General features: G+C 40.5%; 20 protein-coding genes and 1 other annotated feature. Of the genes, 13 read left to right on the top strand and 7 right to left on the bottom strand.

Annotation, left to right across the window (positions count from 1 at the left end; translation table 11 throughout):
• The first annotated feature begins 106 nt into the window (after nt 1-106).
• The 8 genes from murC (at nt 107) to motS (ending at nt 7618) form a co-directional block, all read left to right on the top strand.
• On the top strand, nt 107-1402 hold the full coding sequence (murC, locus tag MUO14_RS04110; RefSeq protein ID WP_244753788.1) for a UDP-N-acetylmuramate--L-alanine ligase: 1296 nt from the start codon (nt 107-109) through the stop codon (nt 1400-1402).
• A gap of 388 nt (nt 1403-1790) precedes the next feature.
• Nucleotides 1791-2225: a DUF948 domain-containing protein gene (locus MUO14_RS04105; RefSeq protein ID WP_244753786.1), complete on the top strand. Its 435-nt coding sequence runs from the start codon at nt 1791-1793 to the stop codon at nt 2223-2225.
• Nucleotides 2225-2692 (top strand): YtxH domain-containing protein, encoded by a 468-nt coding sequence (locus tag MUO14_RS04100; protein WP_244753785.1) that lies wholly within the window; start codon nt 2225-2227, stop codon nt 2690-2692. The genes MUO14_RS04105 and MUO14_RS04100 overlap by 1 nt, the downstream gene beginning before the upstream one ends.
• Nucleotides 2693-2842: 150 nt before the next feature.
• The gene (gene ytxJ, locus MUO14_RS04095) at nt 2843-3169 is read left to right on the top strand and encodes a bacillithiol system redox-active protein YtxJ (protein ID WP_244753783.1); all 327 of its coding nucleotides are present in this window, start codon (nt 2843-2845) and stop codon (nt 3167-3169) included.
• 451 nt (nt 3170-3620) lie between these two features.
• Entirely contained in the window at nt 3621-4682 is a 1062-nt protein-coding gene (locus MUO14_RS04090) for a bifunctional 3-deoxy-7-phosphoheptulonate synthase/chorismate mutase (protein WP_244753779.1), read from the top strand.
• Between the two features lie 290 nt (nt 4683-4972).
• On the top strand, nt 4973-5974 hold the full coding sequence (gene ccpA, locus MUO14_RS04085) for a catabolite control protein A (protein WP_244753774.1): 1002 nt from the start codon (nt 4973-4975) through the stop codon (nt 5972-5974).
• A 47-nt stretch (nt 5975-6021) separates the two neighbouring features.
• Complete coding sequence (gene motP / locus MUO14_RS04080; RefSeq protein ID WP_244753767.1) at nt 6022-6852, top strand: flagellar motor protein MotP; 831 nt, start codon at nt 6022-6024, stop codon at nt 6850-6852.
• Complete coding sequence (gene motS / locus MUO14_RS04075; RefSeq protein ID WP_244753766.1) at nt 6842-7618, top strand: flagellar motor protein MotS; 777 nt, start codon at nt 6842-6844, stop codon at nt 7616-7618. The genes motP and motS overlap by 11 nt, the downstream gene beginning before the upstream one ends.
• Nucleotides 7619-7646: 28 nt before the next feature.
• Here motS and MUO14_RS04070 read toward each other — a convergent pair whose 3' ends face one another.
• The 4 genes from MUO14_RS04070 to MUO14_RS04055 form a co-directional block, all read right to left on the bottom strand.
• The gene (locus MUO14_RS04070) at nt 7647-8822 is read right to left on the bottom strand and encodes an acetoin utilization protein AcuC (protein ID WP_244753764.1); all 1176 of its coding nucleotides are present in this window, start codon (nt 8820-8822) and stop codon (nt 7647-7649) included.
• Nucleotides 8819-9466: an acetoin utilization AcuB family protein gene (locus MUO14_RS04065; RefSeq protein ID WP_244753763.1), complete on the bottom strand. Its 648-nt coding sequence runs from the start codon at nt 9464-9466 to the stop codon at nt 8819-8821. The genes MUO14_RS04070 and MUO14_RS04065 overlap by 4 nt, the downstream gene beginning before the upstream one ends.
• 2 nt (nt 9467-9468) lie before the next feature.
• Nucleotides 9469-10119: a GNAT family N-acetyltransferase gene (locus MUO14_RS04060; protein WP_244753762.1), complete on the bottom strand. Its 651-nt coding sequence runs from the start codon at nt 10117-10119 to the stop codon at nt 9469-9471.
• 120 nt (nt 10120-10239) lie between these two features.
• Complete coding sequence (locus MUO14_RS04055) at nt 10240-13296, bottom strand: transglycosylase domain-containing protein (RefSeq protein ID WP_244753761.1); 3057 nt, start codon at nt 13294-13296, stop codon at nt 10240-10242.
• A gap of 126 nt (nt 13297-13422) precedes the next feature.
• Nucleotides 13423-13629 (top strand) — a binding site (T-box leader).
• 56 nt (nt 13630-13685) lie between these two features.
• Here MUO14_RS04055 and tyrS point away from each other — a divergent pair.
• Entirely contained in the window at nt 13686-14954 is a 1269-nt protein-coding gene (gene tyrS / locus MUO14_RS04050) for a tyrosine--tRNA ligase (RefSeq protein WP_244753757.1), read from the top strand.
• Between the two features lie 182 nt (nt 14955-15136).
• On the opposite strand, the gene rpsD is transcribed toward tyrS, so the two are convergent.
• A complete protein-coding gene (gene rpsD, locus MUO14_RS04045) occupies nt 15137-15739 on the bottom strand; it encodes a 30S ribosomal protein S4 (RefSeq protein ID WP_244753756.1) in 603 nt (200 codons plus the stop codon).
• Between the two features lie 685 nt (nt 15740-16424).
• Nucleotides 16425-16904 (bottom strand): GAF domain-containing protein, encoded by a 480-nt coding sequence (locus tag MUO14_RS04040; protein WP_244753754.1) that lies wholly within the window; start codon nt 16902-16904, stop codon nt 16425-16427.
• Between the two features lie 121 nt (nt 16905-17025).
• Between MUO14_RS04040 and refZ the strand changes: the two genes are divergently transcribed.
• Complete coding sequence (gene refZ, locus MUO14_RS04035) at nt 17026-17634, top strand: forespore capture DNA-binding protein RefZ (protein ID WP_244753753.1); 609 nt, start codon at nt 17026-17028, stop codon at nt 17632-17634.
• Here refZ and hisJ read toward each other — a convergent pair.
• Entirely contained in the window at nt 17624-18424 is an 801-nt protein-coding gene (gene hisJ, locus MUO14_RS04030; RefSeq protein WP_244753752.1) for a histidinol-phosphatase HisJ, read from the bottom strand. The two genes, refZ and hisJ, sit on opposite strands and share 11 nt — an antisense overlap.
• 154 nt (nt 18425-18578) lie before the next feature.
• Here hisJ and ezrA point away from each other — a divergent pair, with 154 nt between their 5' ends.
• From ezrA to MUO14_RS04015, 3 genes are all read left to right on the top strand, one after another.
• Nucleotides 18579-20270 (top strand): septation ring formation regulator EzrA, encoded by a 1692-nt coding sequence (gene ezrA / locus MUO14_RS04025; protein WP_244753751.1) that lies wholly within the window; start codon nt 18579-18581, stop codon nt 20268-20270.
• A 12-nt stretch (nt 20271-20282) separates the two neighbouring features.
• Nucleotides 20283-20600 carry a hypothetical protein gene (locus tag MUO14_RS04020; RefSeq protein ID WP_244753750.1) on the top strand — a complete coding sequence of 106 codons (318 nt, stop codon included), beginning with the start codon at nt 20283-20285 and terminating at the stop codon, nt 20598-20600.
• A 122-nt stretch (nt 20601-20722) separates the two neighbouring features.
• Nucleotides 20723-21865: a cysteine desulfurase family protein gene (locus MUO14_RS04015; RefSeq protein WP_244753749.1), complete on the top strand. Its 1143-nt coding sequence runs from the start codon at nt 20723-20725 to the stop codon at nt 21863-21865.
• Nucleotides 21866-21867: the final 2 nt, after the last annotated feature.

Raw genomic sequence — 21867 nt, 5'->3', positions numbered from 1 at the left:
GTCCGTTTTTGACATGGAGAGTATGAACGAGCAAAAGGTTCGCAAGCTACTATTAATTACATACACTATACAATAGTGATTTACTTTATTTTGGAGGTTCTTGTTTATGACAACTTACCATTTTATTGGTATTAAAGGAACAGGAATGAGTGCACTCGCACAAATTTTGCATGATTCTGGTGAAACCGTTCAAGGCTCAGATGTTGAAAAAACTTTTTTCACTCAAGAAGTTCTTGAAGTGAAAAAAATCCCTATTCTCCCTTTTACTAAAGATAATATAGAAGAAGGATTAACAATTATAGCAGGAAATGCTTTTAATGAGGACCATGAAGAGGTTATTGCAGCCAAGCAACTAGGGTTACCTTTCTATTGGTACCATGAGTTTTTAGGTGAATGGCTTGAGAAATACACAAGTATTGCTGTAACAGGTGCACATGGGAAAACATCGACAACAGGGCTGTTGTCACACGTTCTTTCTGAGAATTATCCGACCTCGTACTTAATTGGTGATGGTACTGGAAAAGGTCATGGGGACAGCCAATACTTCGCGTTTGAAGCATGTGAATACCGTAGACATTTCTTAGAGTATGACCCTGACTACGCGATTATGACGAATATCGACTTTGACCATCCGGATTATTTTACGAGTATCGATGATGTGTTTCAAGCTTTTCAACAAATGGCAAAGCAAGTTAGAAAAGGGATCATCGCTTGTGGGGATGACGAACATCTTCAACACATTCAGGCAAACGTACCTGTATTGTACTATGGCTTGAACGATTCGAACGACTTTCAAGCCCAAAATATTAAGGAAGACGAGCAAGGCACAACGTTTGATGTGTTTGTGCGAAACACATTTTATGCGACATTTACAATCCCGCAATTCGGCACACATACGGTTCTAAATGCTTTGAGTGTCATCGCAATATGTCAATACGAAGGGCTGTCAGCAGAGCAAATTAGTAAGCTTTCTACATTCACAGGGGTGAAACGCAGGTTTACAGAAAAGAAATGGAAGGATCAAATCCTAGTAGATGATTATGCCCATCATCCTATTGAGATCACAGCTACTATTGATTCTGCCAGAAAAAAATATCCAGATAGACCTGTTGTAGCAATCTTTCAGCCGCATACGTTTACCCGGACTAAGACATTCCTTAATGAGTTTGCCGATAGTTTAAAATTGGCTGATCATGTATTTTTGTGTGACATTTTTGGATCAGCACGAGAAAATAGCGGGAAATTGACAATCGAGCATTTACAAAAACTCATCCCTGATGCACATATTCTTAACGTTGATGAAACTGATCAACTAGCTGAGTATGAATATGGTATCTTACTATTCATGGGCGCAGGGGATATTCAGAAGTTTCAAAAGGCTTACGAAAAAGGAAATGAATAATTATTTATTGCATGCGGGCTGTAAAAATTGTCCGCACAGTTTTCTTTTAGTGTGTGTTCAAAAAGTTGACGAATGAGAATGTCGACCCTAGCACGTTCCTTGTGCGTCGCAAGAAGGTCGAGGTGCAAAGAGAACCACAGCGTATGCCTTTCCTACGTGAGGACCGGAAAAAACCAAGTAACGAAGAAATGCGCCGTTTATCATTTGGTGACTTTTTGAACATCCTCTTTTATGAAAAATAATGGTTATATTCGTCAAACTTTAAAGGATTTTGATAAAAAGATCTCGAATATAACCATAAATGCATGCTATACGTTTATAATTCACCCAAATTGGGTAATTACTAAACTGTAGTGAATACATATGTGAAAGGGTGTGCGTAAGGGCGATGATTATTATGTTATATATTGCTGCGTTGATTGCAGCGGTAGCATTTGCAGTTCTAGTTATTTTTGTTGCTAGAACCTTGATAGCTGTACGGCGGACCATGAATAATGTAGCCGATACGTTAGAAGGCGTTGAGCAGCAAATGGAAGGCATCACATTAGAAACAACGGCTTTATTAAACAAAACGAACAAATTAGCTGAAGATGTCGGAGAGAAATCTCAAAAGCTGAATACATTAGTCGATGGCGTTAAAGGAATTGGGGATTCTGTTCAAGATTTCAACCAATCCCTACGAACTTTTTCAAAAGGACTGACGACATCAGCTAATAACAATACTGATGCAGCTGCACAAGCTATGAAATGGGGTCAAGTGGCCATTAATCTTTGGAAGAAGACAAAAAAAGAAGATCTTAACAAAACAGGAGGAGAGCAATAATGAGTACAGAGAATAATCAAAATCAAACAAATGAAAAGTCAAACACAAACGGGAGAGATTTTGTCCTTGGTTCACTAATTGGAGGACTCGTAGGGGCAGTCGTTGCCCTACTATTCGCACCTAAGTCAGGCAGGGAACTGCGGACAAATATTGGAGAGAGTTCAAGTGACTGGAGAGAACGTGCAGGTGAATGGAAAGATGTAGCCTACGAAAAAAGTGGCGAGTGGAAAGACCGTGCTGTTGAATCTTCTACACAGCTTTCCAAAAACGTATCTGAAAAATCACAAGAGTTGGGCTCTAAAGTGAAGGATTCTACTAAATCATTACAGGACAAAGTGAAGAATACACGCAATAGCGAAGACGAAGAAGCAGAAAAGGCTGCACAAGAAGTAGCTGAAGCAATTGAAGAAGCGGCACAGGAATTAGAAAATCAGCAGGATTCAACAACTTCTTCCAATATCAAGTAAACAAAAGCGGGGGCTTTATGCCTCTGCTTTTTTTATCGAAGGGTGTTGCAGGTATAGCCGGATCCTCTTTATACTGACTTTAACCGAACTGCAACTTCCGAATTCGATCGAACCACATTTAACTCAATCTTACAAGAAGGAGAGATATCTATGGAAATTAAATTTATCGAAACAAAAAAGCAATTTGACGAAGTTGTAGAAAATAATGAAAAATTCTTTTTGTTCAAGCATAGTTTAACTTGTCCAATCAGTGCTTCGGCCAAGAAGGAGTTTGAAAAATATAGCGGAGAATCTTTGCTCCCTTGTTATATGATCCACGTACAAGAGGCTCGAGAGATAAGTAATGCAATTGCTCAAGACTTTTCTGTAAAACACGAATCACCACAAGTGTTGCTATTTAATAAAGAAGCTGTGGGTTGGCATGAAAGTCACCAGAACATCACAAATGCTTCCTTATCTCAAGCGGCAGAACAATAATACAAAGGTGTAACCGTCAAATAACTTTGAACAAATTTTGCTGAATTGAAATGAACACTATACTGGAAATTAGATCGTAAATGCAATGTCACTTTACATGAGCCTCTGCGGGCAGGATTAGGAGCCATGAACCCAGATGATCCAAGGAATCTGGCTCAGCCAATGTAGACTATCATGCCCGCCTCTACTGGGAAATAGTGTTCAGTCTTATTCAGCATTTTCGGGAAGAAGGTGTTCATTTTTACTTGGCGGTTACAAAAAGCCTTATTCATACTTATTTGGCTTTGTAATTTAGTGTTATTTCGACTTAATAATAAAATCTTTTTGACTTATTCTTAATGAAAGCCCTTTCTAAGGGTGACAACTTTCATAAAATTCGCTATAATTAACCCTAATTATCTAAAGAATTATTCTTTTTAAAAGACACTAAACCATCATAGGGGGACTAAACATGAGTAACCAGCAATTGGACCAGTTGCGTAGTCAACTGGAAGAGGTAAATTTGCAGCTTTTGAATTTAATCAACAAACGCGGTGAATTGGTAAAGGATATTGGCCAAATCAAAGAAAAACAAGGAATGAATCGATTTGACCCAGTACGGGAAAGAGTCATGTTTGATCAAATATCTCAGCATAATGATGGACCTTTTGAGGATTCAACAGTGATTCATTTGTTTAAGGAGATCTTCAAAGCTGGACTCGAGCTTCAAGAGGATGATCATAGAAAAGCGTTATTAGTTTCTCGTAAGAAAAAACCTGAAGATACGATTATTGATATAAAAGGAGAAAAAATTGGGGACGGAAATCGTCACTTTATTACTGGACCATGTGCAGTAGAAAGCTACGAGCAAGTAGCGACCGTTGCTGAAGCTGTTAAGAAGCAAGGTTTGAAGCTTTTGCGGGGTGGTGCATTTAAGCCAAGGACTTCGCCTTATGACTTCCAGGGCTTAGGAATAGAAGGTCTGCAAATACTAAAACAGGCTGCTGACGAACATGATTTAGCAGTGATAAGTGAAATTGTTAACCCGGCCGATATTGAAAAGGCAGTCGACTACCTTGATGTGATTCAAATCGGAGCGAGAAACATGCAAAACTTTGAATTGTTGAAGGAAGCAGGGTCAGTGAATAAGCCTGTCCTCTTAAAACGTGGCATGTCAGCAACGATTTCAGAATTCATCAATGCTGCGGAATACATTATTTCCAGAGGAAACGGCAATATCATCTTATGTGAACGTGGAATTAGAACATATGAGAAGGCAACTAGAAATACACTCGATATTTCTAGTGTCCCTATTTTGAAACAGGAAACTCACTTGCCTGTAATGGTTGATGTCACCCACTCAACAGGCCGGAGAGATCTTCTTTTACCTGCAGCTAAGGCAGCTCTTGCCATTGGAGCAGATGGGGTTATGGCAGAAGTTCATCCAGATCCGGCTGTAGCGTTGTCAGATTCTGCACAACAGATGGATATTCCAACCTTTGAAACATTCATGAATGAGCTTAAAAAGTTCTGATATAGGAAAAATCCCGTTTTGCAAAATCGATTGAAGAGACCCAATAAAGGTGAACGACATGACATTGTGTGAAGCAAAACGTAATATTTTATGAATATTTTCTGTCTCTTATATAAGTCAGGCTGAATTTTCAGCCTGACTTATTTTTTGTTATCGTGTTATTCGTTATAATAGTTAGGGTAACCTAGAACTATCAATAGTTCCCGCGAAGTTTGCGGAAGGTGATCAACTATCGTATGATAATTTTATGAATAGATGCTTTAGTTGTAATCGACGGAGGAGGAAGCAAGATGAATGTAACAATATATGATGTAGCAAGAGAAGCTAATGTCTCGATGGCAACGGTGTCGCGAGTAGTAAATGGGAATCCAAATGTGAAGCCGGCAACAAGGAAAAAGGTGAACGATGCGATTGAACGCCTCGGCTACCGACCAAATGCCGTAGCACGAGGACTAGCTAGTAAGAAAACAACTACAGTAGGTGTCATTATCCCTGATATTTCAAGTATCTTCTTTGCTGAATTAGCTAGAGGAATTGAAGATATCGCAACAATGTATAATTACAATATTATCCTAAGTAACTCTGACCAAAATAAAGACAAGGAGTTGCATTTAATTAATGCCATGCTCGGCAAACAAGTGGACGGCCTTGTATTTATGGGAGGGAAGATTACGGAAGATCACGTGCGTGAGTTTAAAAATGCCTCCGTTCCTATAGCCCTAGCAGCAACCGTTGATGAGACAGGCGAAACCCCTGCCGTCAACATTAATTATGAACAAGCAGCTTATGAAGCGGTACAATTACTGCTCTCGCACAATAATGAACGGATTGCTTATGTATCAGGTGCAGAAAACACAGAAATAAATAATCAGAAACTAGAAGGATATAAGCGAGCGTTACGCGACCATAATCAAACCGTTAGTGAAGATCTGATTATCACAGGAGACTATTCTTATGATTCTGGGATCGAAGCATTTGAGCAGCTTTGGGAATTGACTGAAAAGCCAAGTGCCGTGTTTGTTGCAGCAGATGAAATGGCTTTGGGGGTTATCCATGGTGCACAAGACCAAGGTCTGAAGGTTCCAGAGGATATAGAAGTGTTCGGCTTCGACAATACACGCCTTGCGACAATGGTCCGGCCTACATTGTCTACAGTTGTACAACCAATGTATGATATTGGAGCTGTAGCTATGCGTTTGCTTACAAAATTTATGAATAAAGAAGAAGTGGAAGAACAAAGTGTCACGCTGCCTCACAGAATTATTGAAAGAAACTCAACACAATCAAAATAAAGCCGATATAAATACTAAATGTATTTGAAAATCGGGGAGAGAGATGAATGAACAAGCGAGATGTGTTGACTCCAATTGGTATTACTCTTGGGATCGTCATGGTTATGTTTGGGATCATGTCGAGCGCAGGTATGGGTGGAATCGCCTCCTTTGCTGATGCCGCTTCTATTTTAATTGTCGTTGGCGGACTTTTTGCTGCTCTTATGGTTAACTTTAACTTAGCAGAAATTAAACTGACTTTTCGTGTCCTAAAAGAATCGTTCAAGCAACGAGATATGAACTTACTTGAGCTGATCCAGTTATTTGTTCGACTCTCAGAACGGGCACGAAGAGAAGGTTTGCTTGCACTTGAAGCAGAACTTGAAGAAGTGGAAGATCCCTTTATAAGAAAGGGAGTCCTGCTTGCTGTAGATGGGGTGGAGCCTGAAGTCATTAACGACATTATGACTGCAGAGATTGTTGCTGTTGAAGAACGACATCAAAGGGGAAGAACGATCATTGAAAAAGCCGGGGAATATGCTCCAGCCTGGGGGATGATCGGCACATTAATTGGACTCGTTCTTATGCTGCAGACATTAAGCAGCCCTGAAACATTGGGCCCGAAAATGGCCGTTGCCCTTTTGACGACTCTTTATGGTACATTGCTTTCAAACCTTGTTTTTATTCCTATGGCTGGCAAGCTTGCGAATAAAACAGAGCAGGAAGTTTTCATAAAGCAATTGATTATTGAAGGCGTTATAGGTGTCCAATCGGGGCAAAATCCTAGAATTCTTGAAGAAAAATTAAGTGCTTTTCTGTCAGAAGAAGATAAAAAAGTAGGAGAAGTGGCTGAAGATTCAGAGGGAAGCGAATTAAAGGGTACGGCAAATGAAGCTTAAACGACGGAAAAAGGCAGAGAATAAAGGTTCTCCAAAGTGGATGACAACATATGCGGATATGATCACGCTTATTCTTGTGTTTTTTATCCTATTGTTTTCGATGTCACAGATCAATATGGTCAAGTTTGAGGCTATCGCTGAATCGTTTCGCAATCGAATGATATTTGACTTTTACCCTTCTCCTGTAGAAAACGAATACCCTACAGAGCAAGCAAAAATTCAAGAAAACGGTGAAATGAATAATGAGTTTGAAGAGCCTGCGGATAAACCCCAAAATATGGCGGACCTTGAAGAGGCTGAATCAAACTTGGATGAACTTCTTAAAGAGGTAACCCAATACCTTAAAGCCAATCAGCTTCAGGATACCATTTCAGCTACTAGAAAAGACCATGGTGTTGTACTTGTGTTACAGGAACAATTGCTATTTGAGACCGGCGAAGCAGCAATCCTCGAATACGGCAAACCCTTTCTTAGTAAAGTAGGTACATTGCTTAATAATATACCGAACTACGTGAAAGTGGAGGGGCATACGGACAACCGTCCCATTTCCACCCTTAAATATCCTTCAAATTGGGAACTCTCAGGGGCACGAGCAAGCAGTGTGATTCGATACTTAACTTCAACTATAGAAGGACTCGGGCAAAGCCGTTTCAGTGCTGTGGCTTACGCTGATACTCGTCCTATCGCACCGAATGATTCACCAAAGAATTGGAGTAAAAATCGCCGCGTTGAAATTGTGATTATAGATCCTAAATACTCCCAGTAAAAAGGAGGCCTTTTCCAGGTCTCCTTTTTCATGAAGATGAATTATACCTTCTTTGATTATAAATAAACTGCATGGATTTTTCTAATACTTTAAGATTTTTTTCAGTAATCTCTTGTTTTCTAGGTATATCTTGATACGAACCTTTAGGGTCATTCCAATCTGTCGGAAGTGTAACCGGTGACTGGGGTTGCCAATAGTTTCTCCAAGATGCTGACAACGGGCCTTCGAAAGGTGTCCCCGTAGACATGATCTTCCAAACTTGTGCCCATGCTCTCGGAACAACCCGCCAAATATCATAGCCACCCCCACCAAGAGCTACCCATCTCCCCTCACAGTAATCATGGGCAAGTTGATGCGCGATCATCGGAATTTTTTCATATAATTTCATTGTCGAACAAAGATGTGTTAATGGATCCAGAAAGTGAGCGTCGGCCCCATTTTGGGTAATAATAATGTCCGGTTTAAAGTAGTCCACAATTTGCCTGAAAGCGCATTCGTATAGATGTAAAAACGATTCATCTTCAGTAAAAGCATCGATAGGCAAGTTAAAAGAATAGCCATACCCTTCCTTCAGTCCTCTTTCGTTCACATTACCTGTTCCTGGAAATAAATAGCGTCCGGTTTCATGTATGGAAAAGGTACACACATTGGGGTCATCATAAAAAGCCCATTGCACACCGTCACCGTGGTGAGCATCGGTATCCACATATAAAACTTTGTAGTCGGTATGCTCGCGAATGTATTTAATCCCGACAGCTCCATCATTATAAATACAAAATCCAGATGCTTTTCGTTCAAATCCATGATGAAGCCCTCCACCTAAATTCAATGAATGTCTTACCTTTCCCTGTAGGACAGAATCGATAGCAGCGAGTGTGCTTCCAACGAGCAAGGAAGAAGCTTCATGCATCCCGGTAAACATGGGGGTATCTTCTGTCCCAATACCAAATTCCAGACCTTCATTCTCTGTAAGCAACCCCTCACCGCCACGCTTGACTGCCTCAATGTATTTAGGGTTATGCACGAGTTTTAACTCTTGATCAGTAGCCAAACGAGGAGGGATAATATCGTCGCTTGTAAGAGCCTGTTCTTTTTCAAGCAAATCTTTCGTCATAATTACTCGTTGCTGATTAAAAGGGTGATCATCTCGAAACTTATAACGTGTAAACTCATCTGAAAATACAAAGCTTGAATGACAAATCATGATGACATCCCCGGTAAATGAGGCCACAGGACTTCATATCCCTCTGCTTTTAAATCTTCTATCGTAGGAAGTGGGTTCATAGTTTGAATCCGTATGACAATAATCTTATAATTTGAATCTGGTTTATAAGGATAGATGAGAACAGAGCTAATATTCACTTTACGCTTCCCGAAAACTTGGGTAACCTGTGGGAGAATGCCAGGTTTATTAATGACTTTCACTTCAATTTGTGAGCTCTGGACATTCGTTCCGGTAAGCTGGATCAGGGTGTCTAGCATATCTTTTTCTGTAATAATGCCGATAAGTTCGTCATTTCTAGTAACAGGTACGCAGGCAATCTCTTGCTCGTAAAAGATCCCGGCCACTTCTTCAACAAAATCCAAAGGGTGGACGGTGGTTACAGGTGTTGTCATAATTGACTCTATGGGGTTTTTAAGCTGTGCTGATTGTTCAGGAGCATCAAAAATCGAAGGACTTGCATCCCGAACGTCCCGATCAGAAACAATTCCAACTACACAGTTTTGTTGATCCACTATCGGAATATGACGAATGTGATACTCATTTAAAAGTTTCAATGCCGATTCGATACCATCATTAGGAGATAGTGTGATGACGTCTTTATTCATAATTTCTTCAACTAACATGGTTATTCGCCCCTTGCTTTTCGGTATTGATGACGGGTGAGAAACCGTAGATGATCAAACTGTTCTATAGATGAGACAGGAACGTTCTCCCCAATCCGCACCATTAAACAGTTTGCAGGATGGGAAATGATTTCCGGGTCATCTGTTGGAGAGGGGGTCAACCCGCCAGCGGCCATCATTTTTTCCATCACTTTTCGATAGTCCCATATCGAAAGGCGGGTACCTTTAAGGTCCCAATGCCAATAGTACTCATTAGAAATAATGATATAGTTCTCCATATATTCATCCAACATTGAAAGTTGGAGCAGACGTGACCCTACACGGAAGCCGCGAAATTGGGGAATTACTTCAATTGCACCAAGTTCAATGAGGTCCTCCATACTGCCTTCAGACCAACGTTCTAAAGGGTCGGGGTGAAGATACGTAACGTATCCGATAATATTCTCCTCGTGTCTTGCGATAATAATTCTCCCCTCCTCAAAGTCAGCAATACTTTGTAATGCCTCAAATTGTTTCACTGGAGGACGGAACGCATGTAATTCTTTATCAAAAGTATATTTAGCTAGTTGTTCGGATGACAGGGGCCCTTCGATAATGACAGGACCAAATTGTGTATCAAAGGTTTCAGAGTGATAGGTTTTTGTGTGTTCCATTGCTTCACCACCTAGTGTGAAAATTCAGTATCTACTCACATTATACATGAATCTTTGTTATTTTAAATGTTCAAAGATGAGAAAACTCCAGCCCTGGGTAAGGCTGGAGTGAGGTGATTACTATTCGTTGTTATTTGGTTCTGTTTCCTCATTGTTCGAGTTATCTTGATTATTTGTGTCGCCTGGATTTTCTTCACTTGACTGTTCAGTGTTGGAATCTCCTTCAGGGTTATCCGGAGTTTCGCTATTATCAGCCGTGCTATCTTCAGGGGCCGCCTCGGATTCTTCTGATGCTCCTGACTCTGAGGCGGGTTCTTCTTGTTGTGTTTGGGTTTCTGCTTCGGAATCAGGGGATGGCTCTGACTCTTCTTCAGGTTTAGGGTCTCCCTCTGGCTTCGGTTCCGGAGTAGCTCTACCAGGTTTCCCAACCTGCACAGTTGATGAATTACCGGACGATTGACCGTAGTAGTCCACAGCTCGTACGGCGTAGACCCCGTCCCCACCAGAGAAGTTAAAGGAAGTTTCAGTTGTATTACCTATTAATGAAAATGCACCTCCAGGCTCAGACGCCTTGAACACTCTATAACCAACGACATCGTTACTAGAAGATGCTGACCAGGAAATAGTTGATGAGTTTGCTGAAACTGACCCAGGAACTGCGGGGTTGCTCCCATCATTTTCGATCGATGATGATGTTGATAACGATCCAGATGACGGAAGGGCAACCTTGTCCCATGCGCCTCTGTTTGGAATCAAGTAGTTCAAAGTTGTTTGCGAGCCATAGTTGTTTTCTTTAATAAATTCAGGGCTTAGTGTTACGCCACCGCCATCAATAATGAATTCATTCGGTGTATTTGCTCCAGCAGTAACTAAATTATCCTTCACTCTTACAAACTCACCGCTAATTAAACTGTCATCGGCTTTTGTTGGAGCATATTCCGCAATGTAAAGGTCGCTTTGTGCAAGCCCTACTGATGAGCAGAGATCAGAGGCCAATAAACCTGAAGTAGCACAGTAGGAGCGTGAAACGATTCCTTCTGGACGCTGGAAGCCACTATCCGGAACCATGAGCTCTGGTCGGATTTCTGATACAGCATTAACTACATCGGCCCATAGTGCTGTATTTCTTCCGCTATAATTTGAAACACCTTCAAGACTCGCTTCTTCATCATACCCCATCCACATGCTCACTGTGACGTTAGGGTTGGTAGCAACAAACCAGGTATCTTTATAGTTTTGTGATGTACCTGTCTTCCCAGCCCAGTCTACACCGGGGTTCGTGAGCTGTCCTTTTAAGCCTGCTGCTGTCCCATATTGCAACACATCGCGCATCATATCAATGGTAAGATAAGCGGCTTGCGGACTAAACACTTCCGTTGTTTCTGATTCATGTTGATAGAAAACTTCTCCATCTTGTGTCTCAATTTTTTCGATCATATACGCATCGACAAAATTCCCCATATTACCAAATGCGGCATAAGCATTGGCATTTTCTTCATTAGTCACAAGGGCTGTGCCAAGGGGTAAAGAAGCATTAGTGTAATCATCTTCACCTAATGTCGTGAAGCCCATTTTCTCTAAATAGTTTTTAGCTGGATTTTCATTAATAATTCGCATATAACCTTTTACTGCTGGGACGTTATAAGACTTCGCTAATGCGTAACGTGCCGATACAAGTCCATGATATCCTCCGCCGTAGTTACCTACGTTATCGTTAGTGCCACTGTATTGGTAAGGAACGTCTGCAAATACGGAACCGGGATGAATACGCCCCATGTCGATTCCCGGGCCATAAACAGCCAGCGGTTTCATTGTACTGCCATTAGAGCGTTTCGAAATTGTAGCGTGATTTACTTGTGATTGTTCAAAATCACGACCTGCAATAAAGCCCTTAATTTTACCTGTAGAATTTTCAATTACGGTACTTCCTACTTGAGCAGGAATCACCTTTTGAACGGGTTCCCCTGATTCAGGGTCAGGAACTGTTACTGTTCTATTGCCTGGGTAATTATTGTAATTATTCTTCACTTCTTTTAAAACATCAAAAATCTCTTGATCTATCGTTGTATGAATCTTGAACCCGCCAGTACTTAAACGGCGTTCTGCTAACACATTATACTCTTCCGCTAGTGCTTCATCATTCGCCACGTCTTCCATTGTGTCACCGTTTTCTTTAGCCAATTGTTCGACAATAATCTCCTTTGCACGTCTATGAATTTCATTTGTTAAGAAAGGATATTTCTCTAGTGACGAACTAGTAGGCTCTGCTAGATTCTCTGCTAGATTGAACTGCTGAGCTTTCTCGTACTGGTCTTTCGTGATGTAATCAGCTTCATACATTCTATTAAGAACTTCCTTCATTCTGTTAATTCCAGGTTGAAGGGCTTCATCGCTTTTTGGTTCTCCATTGTTTTTAAATGGAGTATAAGCAAAAGGACTTTGCGGCAGTCCTGCAATAAATGCTGCTTTAGGGATAGATAATTCTTTTGCACTAACGCCGAATATACCCTCAGCTGCTGTTTGAACACCTGCTATGTTTTGGCCATTTGCATTACGGCCGAAGGGAACAATATTTAAGTATGCTTCTAAAATTTCGTCTTTTTCAAAAAAGCGTTCTACTCTTAGTGCGATTAACATTTCCTTTGCTTTACGTTCAAATGACACTTCATTTGTGAGGATTTGGTTTTTTACAAGTTGCTGTGTTAATGTACTACCACCCGTTTTAACGGATGCGTTCGTTACCTCTTGCATAACGGCTCGCATAACAGCCTTAGGTACGACGCCCTTGTGTGTGTTGAAGTAAGCATCTTCTGTAGCAATCACGGCATGCCGTAAGTGTTTACTCATTTGATCAAGCGTCACTTCTTCTCTGTATAGATTCGATTGTATATTCCCTAAGAAGTTTTCACCATCAAAGTAAATTTCAGATGTTTCCTCGTAGTTGTAAATACTTTCCCGCATTTCAGCCTCACTTCTCATAGGCTCGTCCTTAACGAGTGACGCAAAATAACCGGCACCGACTCCGCCAGCGAAAAATAGTCCTACTACACCAAGAATGATAAAAAATAATATAATATTCCAAGTCACATCATAGCCGATCCGTGTATTCTTCTGAATTACTCCTCTTTCCCAAAGAGACTTAAGAGATGCAAAATCAAATCTTTTTTTGTTCCCCATATATAAAAAACCTCCTAAATTCCAAACTACATTATAACATATTCGCTGTTTTAGAGACATAACTAAACAGGAATCTACCATTGCCTTTTTCCGTAGGGTATGATATTAATGGAATACAGTTAAAATATTCGTGTGATGAATGGCTGAAGTAAAGAGTAAATCCCTATATTTAGAGAGCTGGCGGCTGCTGGGAGTCAGTATACATTTACTTTTGAATTACGGTCGGGAGCAATCTTCTGGCGAGTCCAGAAGACGGTTGATTAAACCGTTATCAGTGAGAGTGGCATGTCATGTGCAACAAGGGTGGTACCGCGAAAAGACCTCGTCCCTTTTTTAGGGGAGAGGTCTTTTTTATTTTTTTAAATTCGAAAAACGAGGAGTGTTCAGGATTGGATATCTTAACAGACTTAGAAAAGCGTGGTCTAATTAATCAAATGACTGACGAAGAAGGATTAAGAAAGCATTTAAATGAAAAGCAAGTGACACTGTACTGTGGTTTTGATCCGACTGGGGACAGTCTACACATCGGTCATCTAGTACCAGCATTATTATTGAAACGATTTCAGGAGGCTGGACATCGTCCGATCGCACTTGTTGGCGGCGGTACGGGAATGATAGGAGATCCAAGCGGACGATCTACTGAACGTCAGTTAAATTCGGCTGAAGTTGTGCTTGGCTATAGTGAAAAACTTAGTAATCAACTTGCTAAGCTACTTAATTTTGATAAGGGTGAAAATGCAGCTGTTGCTAGAAACAATCATGAGTGGCTTTCACAAATGACAATCATTGATTTCCTGCGAGATACTGGAAAACACTTTGGGATAAACTACATGTTAGCTAAGGATTCTGTGGAGTCCCGAATTGAAAGTGGTATAAGTTTTACGGAATTCAGCTACATGATCTTACAGGCGCTCGATTTCCAACAGTTACATGAGAAAGAAAATTGCACATTGCAAATTGGGGGCAGTGATCAGTGGGGGAATATTACCGCTGGTCTTGAATACATCCGCAGATCAGCAGCTGGAGAGAAAGAAGTCGAAGCTTACGGATTAACAATGCCATTGATTACAAAAGCAGACGGTTCAAAGTTTGGGAAAACTGCCGGTGGAGCAATTTGGTTAGATCCCGAGAAAACTACACCGTACGAGTTTTACCAGTTTTGGATTAATGCGGATGACCGTGACGTTATTCAATTCTTGAAGTACTTCACATTCTTAAGCCACGAAGACATTGCAGAACTTGAGAATGAAGTGGAAACACAGCCGGAAAAACGAGTGGCTCAGCGGCGTCTAGCTGAAGAAATGACTCGTCTCGTACATGATGAAGGTGCATTAAAACAAGCTGAACGAATTAGTGAAGCTTTATTTAGTGGAGATATTAAGGCTCTTTCAGGAGATGAGATTGAACAAGGCTTTAAGGATGTCCCCGCTTATCATTCTGAAGAAAAAGAACCAGCATTAATTGAACTGTTAGTTACAGCTGGTATTTCTTCATCAAAACGACAGGCTCGTGAAGATATCACTAATGGAGCGGTCTATATAAATGGAGAGAGAAATCAGGATTTAAAGCATATAATTAGCGAAGCGGATCGCATTGAAGAACGATTTACTATCATTCGCAGAGGGAAGAAGAAATACTTTTTAATTCGATATGTTTAAAAACAAAAGAGTCTCTTTCTGAGGCTCTTTTTGTTTTTAAGGATGAAGAGGAATCTCTAGCTTATAACCATTCCCTTCCACCTCAAGTCATCCAAAATTTGGATGACTTGAGGTGGAAGTAATTTCCAATACCTCTCCAAATAAAAACCACCCTAGTTAAGGGTGGTTTCTCAAAGGAGCTATTAACGAGAGTAGAACTCTACGATTAGAGCTTCATTAATCTCAGCTGGAAGTTCAGAACGTTCAGGGTAACGAGAGTAAGAACCTTCTTGCTTGTCAGCATCGAAAGTAAGATACTCTGGTACGAAGTTGTTCACTTCAACAGCTTCCTGTACAATATCTAGGTTTTGTGATTTCTCACGAAGGCCAATCACTTGACCTGGCGCTACACGGTAAGATGGGATGTCTACGCGTCCGCCGTCAACAGTCACATGACCGTGGTTAACTAGCTGACGAGCTTGTGGGCGCGTACGAGCTAGACCAAGACGGTAAACAAGGTTGTCTAAACGAGATTCAAGAAGAATCATGAAGTTCTCACCGTGAATCCCTTTCATGTTTCCACCTTCTTCAAATAAACGACGGAATTGACGCTCAGTTAAGCCATACATGAAACGAAGCTTCTGTTTCTCTTGAAGCTGAAGTCCGTATTCAGATTGCTTTCTACGTTGATTTGGACCATGCTGTCCAGGTGCGTAAGGGCGCTTGTCTAGTTCCTTACCAGTTCCGCTTAAAGAAATGCCATAACGACGTGATTTTTTCCAGGTTGATCCTGTATAACGTGCCATTGGTATTTCCTCCTTTTTTATTTTATTTTGCATAAAATAAAAACAGTGTGTGTTCCTCATAACGCTGCACATTTTGTTTTCATGCACCATCGCTCCAGCAGCAGAGAGTTACGCGATGCACCTCATCAGTCGAGGAACAAAATGAAATCAGGCGCCGGATTCACATAGGCTGCCGTTTATTTTACACAAAGGCTATTATAGTTTTTAAAAAGGCATAAGTCAAGGGGAAATATTGTTATGAGTGAAGGTTGTAACGTTCATTTAATGGAAATAGCTAACTTAAACGTGGATAGGTATAAATAGTGGACCAGCTCACTTAGCTGTCTGTCCCATTCGAGAAATATGGAAGAACCGCTCCTGAAATAAGAGGCCACTGAAAAAATGCCCTGCTTTTGGCAAGGCATTTGTTTTAATGAGGTATTTGCGTATTTAACGCGTTTTATGCACGAATTAAAGCCATATATGCGTATTTACAAATTTCCCGTTCATTTATGCCTATATCTTGAAGCTCATGGGGTGATTCATACTCTGGGTTAACTTAAAGTGGCTTCGAACCTAGGGTATCTAAAATCGGAAGCCACTTTAATTGCCCCATCGACCATATATTGAATTTCAGTAGCCTCTGAAATAAAGAGCGTTTCTTCCTATATTCTATTCCGTTTTTTGTCTTATCAAAGGAAGATTATCAAATATGCTTCTCAAGGGTTTTAACAAATAAGTTTAGGTACTCTTCGTCTTTCTCATCAAACCTACCGACCGAAGGACTGTCAATGTCAAGGACCCCATATATTTGGTCATCTTTGAAAATGGGAACGACGACTTCCGATTGGCTAGCTGAATCACAAGCAATGTGGCCAGGAAAGGCATTCACATCATGGACTCGCTGGGAAGTACCCTCGGAAACGGCTGTTCCGCAGACGCCTCTACCAGCAGGAATACGTACGCAGGCGGGAAGCCCCTGGAAAGGGCCTAAAACAAGCTCGCTTTCCCTCCATACATAAAAACCAACCCAATTGACATTATCGAGAAATTGATTTAATAGTGCAGATGCATTTGAGAGATTTGCTATTTCGTCAGGCTCCCCATCAAGCAGAGCATCGAGTTGTTTGATAAGCATGTGATATTGATCCTCTTTTGTTCCTTTATACTGTGTGGATTGAAACATAATAAAGCCTCCTTAAAAATATTGTTCGACAGGATTCCTGCCGTCATGTCGGTAATTGATGTACGATTTTTAGAGGGAATTCATCGTTTATAGGGAATTCCTCTAAGTAAGGAGGAATCCAATGATGAACCGTCAAAATGCAACAAGACAAAAGGTGTTAGATGTCGCATGCCAATTATTTTACAGTCAGGGGTTCAGCGGGACATCCGTTCGAGATATTGCCAATCGTGCAAAGGTAAACGTGTCATTGATTCATTACTATTTTAAAAGCAAGCAAGGGCTGTTTGAATCACTAGCTATTCATTATTTTGAACCATATCTTGAAATGATTGAACAAGAAGTTAATACGAATTTGGAACAAAATTTAGAATCATTAGTGAAAAGAATTTTACATTATAAGCAGGAGCATTATCAACTTTCTTGTCTGGTCAATCGAGAATTAACATTGAATACAGTATTTGCTAGAGAAATGCTGGTAACCTATTTAGCTAAAGAAAACCATTTGCTCACACAGCTTTTATTTAATAAAACGAACAAGCTTGAGATCACATATAGAGAAAAATTGTGCTTAGTCCAGCTTAAGGGGTTGCTAAATGCTCCTTTCGTTATGCCACTCGAATTTCAAGAGTCGCTACACTCTGACACGTCGATATCCCATTTTATTGATGTGTACAGTTCCCTTATGATGGATCGTAAAGCGTTAAAGGCAAAACGTGTCTTTAGCGTATAATAGAAGGATCAAGTGCATGATAGCCTTGTGTGATTGCAAAGCTGTTGTGTGCATCTGATCCGTATATAAGAGGAATCCCCTTTGCAGAAGCCTTTCTAGCAATGTTTGTTGGTGGATAGGCTTCTTTGCAATGTTCTTTGTTAATCCCTGCCCCATTATAATCTAGCGTCATCGAACCTTCTTTCGCACAGTCTAGAAAAAAGGTGGCCATCTGCTCCCATTCTGCAGGCGGTTCATAAAGCTGCTGGAACTTTTTAATTAGTGTCATGTGACCAATTCTGTCAGGCTTATAGACTCCAAGGTCAGCCGAGACAGATTGAACTAATGTATCAAAATATAACTGATATAAGTTATTTATATTGCCGCTTGCTGCTATAGCTTCTTTATACACAGATGAACTGTAATCAATGCAGTACCAATTATTCTTTATAGGTAAAAAATGAACAGATAGAATGCTGTCATCGAGAAAACGTCCGTATTGATTTAAGAAATGCTTCGTTTCTTCATCAAAACCAGAAATATAGTCAACCTCTAGTCCAACTTTAACCTCAATGTCAGATTCATAAATTTTCTTCACTTTACTTACATCATTTATATATGCCTCAAGAAGCCGGGGATTCATCCCACTATCCCTGGTCGGTACAGGATCATTAAAAGATGGAGGCAAGGGAGCATGCTCAGTAAAAGTCATTGATGTGTAGCCACTTTTAATTGCTTGTTCCACGTAAGATTCAAGGGTGTCAGAAGTCCCGTGCGGACAGTAAGGCGAATGAATATGGCCGTCAATCATATAGTTGCTCCTTCTTTCTTTGCATTAATTGTCAATATGTTAATAAATTTGAAATATTTTAGCCAAAATGATTATATCCATGGTATCATAATAGATAACTAATTTTAATAAAACGTAATGATCCGTGAACGTGTATTTTGTAAGGAGGCTGTTTATGAGGTACTTCATTGGGGGCATATTAGTACTGATTGCACTGATCATCCTCGGATTGATCTGGCGAAAGAAAGTATATGATGAAGTCGACCGTTTAGAGGGATGGAAGATGGACATCATGAATCGTAATGTAACAGAAGAATTATCCCGTGTAAAAGCATTGAATCTCTCTGGTCAAACTCAGGAGCGTTTTGAAACGTGGCGCAGTCGCTGGGACCAGATCTTAACTAGAGAACTTCCAGATCTAGAAGAAGACCTGTTTGATGCTGAAGAAGCAGCAGACCGTTATCGGATGAAACGTGTGAAAAAAGTGCTGAACAACACGGAGAAAAAGCTGCAAGATATTGAGCAGGATATAGAAGAAATGTTTAATGAGTTAGAAGTGCTGTTAGATTCGGAGAAAAGCAGTCGCTTAGAAATCGAAGCTTTGGCTCCAGATTTAAAAGATCTAAAGAAAAAGCTGATACATAACCGGCATCAATATGGTAAGGCTGTGCGATTGTTTGAATCTAGAGTTGAAGAGCTGGAAGGTGATTTGAATAAGTACGAGGAGAAAGTGGAGCAAGGGAATTACTTGGAAGCAAATGATCTTGTTCAATCGGTCCGCGATAAGCTTGTTCTTTTGTCTGAAGAAGTAGCATCCTTCCCTGAGCTTTTAAAGAAGACCCAAACGGAACTCCCTGAACAGTTATCAGAGTTACTGGCTGGTATGCAAGATATGGGCGAGGAAGGCTACCGGGTTTCGCACCTCGGCTTTATACCAGAAGTAGAGGATTATCAAGAACAACTAAATAAGAGTGTGGAAGCTCTTGAAAAGGGTGACCAGGAAGGCATTCATTCTTTAATAGAGGAAATTGATACACGAATTCAGGAAATTTATCAAACACTAGAGCAAGAAGCTCTTGCTAACACGTTTGTTGAGAAACAGCGCCCCACCTTCCAAGCATCTCTTGAAGAGTTGGATACGTTGTTACAAGAAACAAACCAGGAGTTAGACGATTTGCAAGTAACCTATCAAATGGAGTCTGAGGATCTAGAAACCCATCGTACAATAGATCAATCCATGACACTTTTAAAGAAAAAATACCTGAACTTCGAAAAGAAACGTGAGGATGGGAAGACTTCTTTTTCGGAGCTTCGAGTTGAGCTTGAGGACTTTAAAGAACAGTTGGATGAGCTTAATGCTAAGCATAAGAGTTTTAGCGAACGGGTGCAGACCCTTCGTAAAGATGAACTGGAAGCTAAAAATAAGTTAGCTGAAATGGAACAGCTGATCCTTGACACACATCGACGATTGAAACGAAGTAACTTACCTGGCATTCCTGTCTATTTTTTTGAAGAAATGCAAAAGGCCGGGGAAGATATTGATCATGTGTTTCAAAGTCTCGAATTACAGCCGTTAGACATGGCGCAAGTGAATGATAAGCTTGAAGTAGCAATCGAACATACACAAGCGGTTAACCAAGATGCTGGAATACTTATTAAGAAAGCCCATTTAGTTGAACGTCTGATCCAATATGGAAACCGCTATCGTAGTAAATATCCTTTATTAGCTGCAGAGTTGCTTGAAGCTGAAAATGACTTCAGATCTTACCGCTACGAGGAAGCTTTAGAAAAAGCTAGTTCAGCAATAAAGGAAGTTGACCCTGATGCTTTTAGCCGTATTGAGGAAGGAGAGCAAGTACCTGTTTAGGATGTGTTAACAGTGAGGAAATGGCTGATCATTATTCTAGGCTCTGTAACAGTTACTGTTTGGTCATTAGTCATAGTTGTATTTCCTCCCCAACCTGTGGATAAGCTGGAAAGCAAGAGTCATAGTCAGGCTGTCATCCCAGTTTTTACCGAGCGTGCATTAAGCGACCATCAGTTGGTGTCATTAACCGGAGGAGCAGGGAAGACAAATGGCCTGGCAGAGGATCTAGTAATCGAGACGAACATGATAACGAAAAATTGGGTTGAAGGTTTAAGTGAAGATGGAAAGATAAGCATTGACATTCTCCTTCATGCGCTTAATCTAAACTAGATTAGACACCAAAGCTAGCATCCAAGTGGATGCTAGCTTTGTTTATAAATGCAACTATTTATTTTCATGGCGTGTTATGATATTATAATGGACTGCCAACATAGAAAAGGGGTGCCACTGAATTGATTTATTTAGATAATAGTGCGACAACGAAACCTTTGCCAGAAGTCCTGGAAAGTTATATGAAGGCTGCGGAGACCTATTATGCTAACCCTTCTTCTATTCATCGCTTAGGAAGTGAAGCAGAAAGATTGCTTACAAAATCCCGGAACATGGTGGCTGCTATAACAGGGGTCAAAGCTAATGAAGTCTTGTTTACTTCTGGAGGTACGGAAGCTAACAACTTGGCTATCAAAGGAATTGCTCTTCAGCATATAAATAGAGGAAAGCACATGATTACAACACAAATCGAGCATCCATCAGTACTAGAAGCTTTCCGTAGTCTTGAGAGTCTTGGGTTTGAGGTGACGTATCTTGGAGTAGATCAAGAAGGTTATGTCGACCCTGTCGATATTGAAAATGCAATACGTGAGGATACTATCTTATTGAGCATCATGTCAGTTAATAATGAACTTGGAACGATCCAGCCCGTTCAGGAAATTGGAAAGATCGCTCAAAAATTCCCGAAGTTGTTTTTTCACGTTGATCATGTTCAAGGGCTTGGAAAAGTACCGATGAATGTTAGGCAGTCAGGCGCTGATTTGTGCTCAGTTTCTGGACATAAAATTCACGGATTAAAAGGCACAGGTGCTTTATTTGTGCGGGACAATGTTAGTTTGTTTCCGTTGCTGCATGGAGGCAGTCAAGAGAATAGAAAACGAGCTGGAACGGAGAATTTGCCAGGGATTGCGGCCTTTGCTAAGGCACTGCGGTTAATCATGGATAAAGAGCAAAATCACTTGCCTGAGTTAATAAGCCTTCAAAAATATATAAGGCACCAGCTTAGTCAAATAGATTCATTGCTCATAAATTCTCCAGTCAATAGTGCTCCACACATCATAAATGTTTCACTACCTGGATTTAAGCCAGAACTGATCATCCATACATTAGCCCAAGAAGAGATTTATATTTCTACAAAATCAGCTTGCTCATCTAAGCAACCAGATGTAAGTTCAGTTTTGAAGGCTTGTCAGTTAGATTCTTCCCGAACGACTTCATCGTTAAGAATTAGCTTGTCCTATCAAAATACAGTGCCAGAAGTTGATCAATTCATCCAAGCACTTAAAGAAGCAATTATTCATTTAGAAACATCGATGGGGAGGTAACT

This window comes from Halobacillus shinanisalinarum (genome assembly GCF_022919835.1).
Taxonomy (GTDB): Bacteria; Bacillota; Bacilli; order Bacillales; family Halobacillaceae; genus Halobacillus_A; species Halobacillus_A shinanisalinarum.
Note: the sequence above shows the minus strand (reverse complement) of the source record. Positions and strands in the feature narration are given on the sequence as shown.